The 5,779-nt window shown below is 41.1% G+C and carries 4 protein-coding genes; 1 reads left to right on the top strand and 3 read right to left on the bottom strand.

Going from position 1 to position 5,779, the window contains the following annotated elements; translation table 11 throughout:
• The 3 genes from BCT49_RS05475 to BCT49_RS05485 form a co-directional block, all read right to left on the bottom strand.
• Nucleotides 1-803 (bottom strand): type I restriction endonuclease (locus BCT49_RS05475; RefSeq protein ID WP_133151648.1); only part of this gene is annotated, 803 nt, incomplete at its 3' end.
• A gap of 9 nt (nucleotides 804-812) precedes the next feature.
• Nucleotides 813-2,063 carry a restriction endonuclease subunit S gene (locus tag BCT49_RS05480; RefSeq protein ID WP_102434455.1) on the bottom strand — a complete coding sequence of 417 codons (1,251 nt, stop codon included), beginning with the start codon at nucleotides 2,061-2,063 and terminating at the stop codon, nucleotides 813-815.
• Nucleotide 2,064: 1 nt separating this feature from the next.
• Complete coding sequence (locus tag BCT49_RS05485; protein WP_102434456.1) at nucleotides 2,065-4,674, bottom strand: type I restriction-modification system subunit M; 2,610 nt, start codon at nucleotides 4,672-4,674, stop codon at nucleotides 2,065-2,067.
• A 507-nt stretch (nucleotides 4,675-5,181) separates the two neighbouring features.
• On the opposite strand from BCT49_RS05485, the gene BCT49_RS05490 reads away from it, so the two are divergent.
• Nucleotides 5,182-5,622 (top strand): DUF2787 family protein, encoded by a 441-nt coding sequence (locus BCT49_RS05490; protein WP_102434457.1) that lies wholly within the window; start codon nucleotides 5,182-5,184, stop codon nucleotides 5,620-5,622.
• The last annotated feature ends 157 nt before the right edge of the window (nucleotides 5,623-5,779 follow it).

Raw genomic sequence — 5,779 nt, forward strand, 5'->3', positions numbered from 1 at the left:
TAAGCGGAGAAGAGCCCTTTAAGTATGCCATCGCTATCGTCAGCGACGGTGTAAAAACCAATTAACTGATGTGCCATCGGGATGGAAAGAAGGTCAGATGCAATATCCTTCCAGTTATTTTTAGGCTCGTTATTATAATTGCCCCAATGAAATTGATAGTCGGGGTTAAATTTGCCATCCATCCCCGGATTAGCAAAGTATTTAGTCTCTTCTGGCTCCATGGCAACAAAGACCTGGATAAGCGAAAACAGGCCGCTAAAAATGCCTTCTTTAGAGTATTTTTCAATTTGGTTGACCGCTTGACTTACCGGAACGCCGCTGCGTTTTAACTCAATATGAATAACGGGCATACCGTTTATTAGCAACAATACATCACCACGACGATCATTACGTAACGGGCTACCTCGTTCGAACTTGGGTTGCTGCACAATTTGGTAACGGCTTTGACCCGCAGCGATCTCTTGACGGTCATAAATTTTTAAGCTGACTTCTTTGCCATAGTGCAGCGAGTCATCAGGATTGTCTCGTTTAATCGCGACCGTTTTACCATTAATTAAACCGTTGAGTTTGAGCGGTGTTTTCAACTCTTTAATCTGCTCAATAATCTGCTGCATTTCAGTTGTAGTAAGCGGCACATCGTTTAAGCGATCTTGTTGACGGTTGTTTTCAAACAAAATATTTGCCCAGTTTTGCAGTAACTCGGCCTCAGTTTTGTTTATGAGTATTTCAGACTCCCACCCTTTTTGGGTGAGAACCTCAATAAAAGCCTGCTCAAATTGCGCTTCGGTTTTAAAAATGGTCATGGTCATTCCTTAAACAAACATTTTGCTCAAGCAAGCCTGCTTGATGTTATTGAGTTTGGTGATCTGTTGTTGGTGTTGTTTGATCAGCGTATCAAGTTTTTGGAAGTAGTTGCCAATTTTTTCTTGTTCAGAAAAATTAGGAATGGGAACTGTTATATCCATAGCTTTCGTTTTTGAGATATTGTAACGAGATACCCCTTGAGCCAAGGATATAATTTGTTCTCTAAATGAGTTAGCTCTAAGCATGTATGCCAAGTAAAAGCTAGAAATCTTTCTTTTTGGTCTATACCCAAAACAAAAGCTATTTAAATACACATTTGCGATTTCACCCATCCAAATTGAAGACATCCCAACATCCTCAGGAGTTTCGGAAGATGTAGTAAAAAACACATCCCCTTTTTTTACCTCATTTTGATTGTTGTCGAGTTCTATAGGCTGAATCATCTTTTCATTTGAAATCGTATTTGAAAATACGTTCATATACGTCACAAATCGCCCTTCCCCATGCCCAAAGTCTTCTTTGGTTTTACCTGATAAACCAGTAAATGTATCACCAATATCTCCAAGCCTTCTCTTCTCCCACTCCCCACTAAACTCTTTAAAACGGATTTCTGGAACAGTTTCACCTTGCTTGGGGAACATCTTTTCCAGCATCGCTTTTTTCAAGTGACTGAGCTTGTCATGCTTTTGTTGGTGCTGCTTTATTAGACTATCGAGCTTTTGGAAGGTGTTGCCGATTTGGGTTTGTTCTGCTCTTTCACACTTCTTTATTGGCGTAGCTTTGGCCTGCTCAATGGTATAGTGAGCAATAGTACCTATATGCGAGATACTCCTGATGTATTTTTTAAAAGTGTCACTAAATAGGAATGTATAAAGAAAACAACCATCAAATTTTTGGTCATTTTTAAACCAGAGTAAATCGGCATCCTTAAAATATAAAGGGTCATCATTGGGTACTAAAAATGGGATACCAATCGAGCCACCACCAGTAACAAGTAGGTCATCAGTGGAGACCTTACCAATCTTGCCCGTTAGCTCTTTATACACATCATGAGAAATAAAAGCCTTAGCGTTTTCTTGCCCTTTGTATATAGATACGACATCACTAGTTCTAAAAAATGGAACTCCTGTTTCAGTCCATTGTTCTTTGTGAACTCGTGCGGCAGAACGGATATCTATGAGTTCACCAAGGTTACGTTGCTCCCACTCTTCACTAAACCCTGTAAACCGAATCTCAGGAACTTTCTTTTCCACATTCATCTTACTCACCCTTCAACAAGCTAGTCAGTTCAGCCAAGCCTTGCATATCGAACTCGTTACCTGTGAGACCACTCATCATTTCCGCTAATTCATCTTCGGTGATTTTGATGTCACTCGCGACTTGCGAATAGGTTACAGCGTATTTATCCGCAAGAGCTTGTACCTTATTAGTAAGCTGGATAATCAAACTGCTCGGCATTGCAACGAGCTCGTTACTTAATGGCGCGATCCATTTTAGGTGCAGCAGGTTATTCACTTGCTCGTGACTTAAGGCCTCAATAGTAGTCTTGGTTTTAAGGTGCAGTTTCGTTACTTCTTCTTTCACTGCTTTTTTGAGAGTTTTTTCTTCGTTGATAAGTTTGTTAGCACGAATAATTTTGGCCTTGTAGCTTTCTTCAATCACAAGGCTATCTTCATTGAACTTAACATTACTGTCTTTCTGTTCTTTCAAGAAAGCCTTAGCTGCTTTTGCTACTTCAGCATTGACAAAGGCATCTTTGCTTTCTTTGACGGTATCTAACTCTTTATCTTCTTCACTTAGCGACTCTAAAATTTCTTCAAGTGAGCTAGCAATTTCTGCCAAACGACTCTCTTGTTTAGCCAATGCTGCAAGGTCACCGCTTAAGTGAGTTTTTTGCACTAAACCAAAAGGTAAGATGTGACCTTTCCAGCCATCTTGTACCTCAGTATCTTTACCGTTTTTCTTTTTGATAACGATATTTGGGTCAACTTGCTTCGTTGCGTCAAAACCTTCCGTTTGCATCATTTCTAAATCGGCGCTAATGATTTGCCATTGGTTGTTTAGAAGCTGATAGGCTTGGTATTTGTCGATTAAAGTAATAGGACTTAAGCGGTTAAAGAGAGCAGCACTTAATGAAGCCTCTTGTTGATTACGGTTAACCCCTTGCCAACCTTTAATGAGTTTGGTGTTTAAGTCGTCATTAAACCCAGCAAAAGCCTGTTTATAAGTCGCGATAAACTCAACTACTTGTGGATGACTGCTAATACTTGTATTGACAGCATCTTTAGCAATAGCTAGCTCACTGTACGCAGAAGATTTAGCCGCAAACAAAGCGCTTCGAAGTTGTGGGAAAGCAAGCCAATATGAATTGAGTTCATCAATCTCACTGTTAGGGATACCACCTAACATGGTGGCGTGTAAGTCCCAGCTTTCAGCCGAAGCAGAAGAGTCCACATAACGTGGTATGTTTAAGTTATAACCATTATTGCGTAAGGTTTCTTTACTCACTACTTTCGAGAATTTATCGATGCTCTCTCGATTGATCACGGCATCAACAGTGCGCTTAATATCGCTCGCTTGCAGCTTGTTGTTTTTGCCTTCTTTAATAAAGTACTTAGACGCATCAACAACCAATACATCGGTATTCTGACGCTTTTGCTTGAGCACCAAGATCACGGTTGGAATACCTGTACCAAAGAAGATATTCCCCGGCAAACCAATAATGGCATCGATGTGGTTCTGCTCAATAAGCTGCTTGCGGATCTCCCCCTCTTCACCACCACGGAACAACACACCATGAGGTAATACTATGGTCATAATACCATCAGGCTTTAGGTGGTAGAGATCGTGCAATAGGAAGGCAAAATCGGCTTTAGTTTTTGGGGCTAGGCCAAAACGCGAATAACGAGGATCGCTATCTTTATAGCTAGGGTCCCATTGTTGTGAATACGGTGGGTTAGAAACAACGGCGTCCACGTATAAGGCATCGTAAGTGCCTTGTGGGTCGTTCTCATCGAAGTATGGCCAATCGTCTTCTAGAGTATCGCCATTACGGGTTTTAATGTTGCTGGCTTTAATACCACGCATTATCAGATTCATACGGGTAAGGTTATAGGTATTCGCTTTTAACTCTTGCGCATAATAGGTAATGCTGTCTTTGTTTTTAGCGTATTTTTCGACGGCCTCACCAATATTGATAAGGAGTGAGCCAGAGCCGGACGTTGGATCATAAATCTCAATGGTTTCTTTATTTTTGAGTTCATGAGCGATGATGTGCGACATGAGAACCGAGACCTCATGAGGCGTATAAAACTCTCCGGCTTTTTTACCCGCATTAGCCGCAAATTTTTCTATCAGGTACTCGTAGATATAACCCAGAACGTCATAGCCTTGCTGACCATTCATCGGGATACTTTTGATTAAGTGCAGCAAGTCGCTGATAGCTTTAGTTCGCTTACCCGCACTTTCGCCAAGTTTGCTCAACCCTGTTTCTAGAGTAGTAAAGATGCCTTCAAACAACTTCTTGTAAGTAGGAGAAATCAAACGGCTAAAAGCAGAAAGTGCATCACGTACGTTAGATTCATCAAAGTCGGACGTTGGATCAACCCACGTTGAAAACAGATTTTCGTAAGCAATAAAATAGCCAAGGTTATCTTGAATGTATTTGACTGTTTCAGCGTCTTCTTCTGTTAGCGCTTTGACTTCATCAGACGTCATCCCTTCTTTGGTGACAAACTGCACCTGTTGATCGCTGAGGTACTTATAAAAGATGAAACCTAAGATGTAGTCTTTGTATTCGTTTGCTTCGATCTTTGAACGCATCTGGTTCGCTGATTCCCAGATTTTTGCCGCTAATTGTTGCTTATTCATATTTTACTCAATTCATTTCAACTATTGACCGACATCGTGAAACAGTCGGCACATGTTCGTCATATTGTATTTAGGGACTCAGTTAAACCTGATCTTCTTGCTCTGGTATTTACGCTTCAAGAGCTTCACTCTTAAACGCTAAAAACCACCGAGTTTGAAGCTGATGAGTGCCTATCTTTAAAGGCAAGTCTCTAAGTGTTTTTCTAAGCTGACTTTAACTATGTCGCTGTTTTTTTTTAATCGCGACCATCTCAGCAACCACCGAGTTGTACTCTCGCTAGTTCTATGTCCATTTTGAAACACGGAGAATACGGGAGAATTAAAGAATCAACAATGCGCAAAACCAAACTTTCAGCACTCCGGTTTCATATGTAACTTTTTGTTTTAGCCTAAATGACTCACTATTCAGCATCACGCCTTTCTCCCCTGCCATCCATTCGAATCCAAATCTTTTCAAATATATTTCATCACTATGCATAACCCCACCGATAGAAAAAGGAGCTGCTTATGCATAGAAATCCCTTACCCGCAACTTCATTCAACAAGACAGCTTTGCCTATCTCTCTGGCTCTTCTGGATACATTAAACAACGTTCTAAACAAACACACAGGACTCGTAGAGGGTCATCACACCATCCATTTCAGTAACAAGCACTATACCGCTGAACATGGAGGCTACCACCCTGTTGAGATTGCACTGGCGAAAGGCATTAACAACCTCTATTCAATCCTTTTCATCACAGATTTTAACTTCAATGGATACCCTTACCCGACACTTGAGCGAGACATTGAGTTCGATTTCACTCATGACACAGTCTTCACGCGATACTCCGGTTTAAAGAGTATCAGCGCACCCAACACCCACAAGCTATACACACTATGGGAATCCAAATTTATAGCTAACTTAGCCAAGGGAGCCTACAACCCAATCGAGCTGCGTAGCCGCTAATACCTGAGCACAATTGATAACCACCGCCAATCCACCGCCCCCTCGCTTCTAGCTTCTAGCTATCACCATGACTTTACTACCTTACTCTTTCACAGGAGAAACCCTTTATGTCCTATGACATTGTCTATGAACAGCTGTGAAGTGGCATAGTGAATTT

Source organism: Vibrio lentus (genome assembly GCF_002875945.1).
Classification (GTDB): domain Bacteria; phylum Pseudomonadota; class Gammaproteobacteria; order Enterobacterales; family Vibrionaceae; genus Vibrio; species Vibrio apostichopi.

What these genes read in the sequence shown, in the direction of transcription:
- BCT49_RS05480 (WP_102434455.1), bottom strand. Translation starts at nt 2,063, where the DNA reads ATGAATGTGGAAAAGAAAGTTCCTGAGATTCGGTTTACAGGGTTTAGT.
- BCT49_RS05485 (WP_102434456.1), bottom strand. Translation starts at nt 4,674, where the DNA reads ATGAATAAGCAACAATTAGCGGCAAAAATCTGGGAATCAGCGAACCAG.
- BCT49_RS05490 (WP_102434457.1), top strand. Translation starts at nt 5,182, where the DNA reads ATGCATAGAAATCCCTTACCCGCAACTTCATTCAACAAGACAGCTTTG.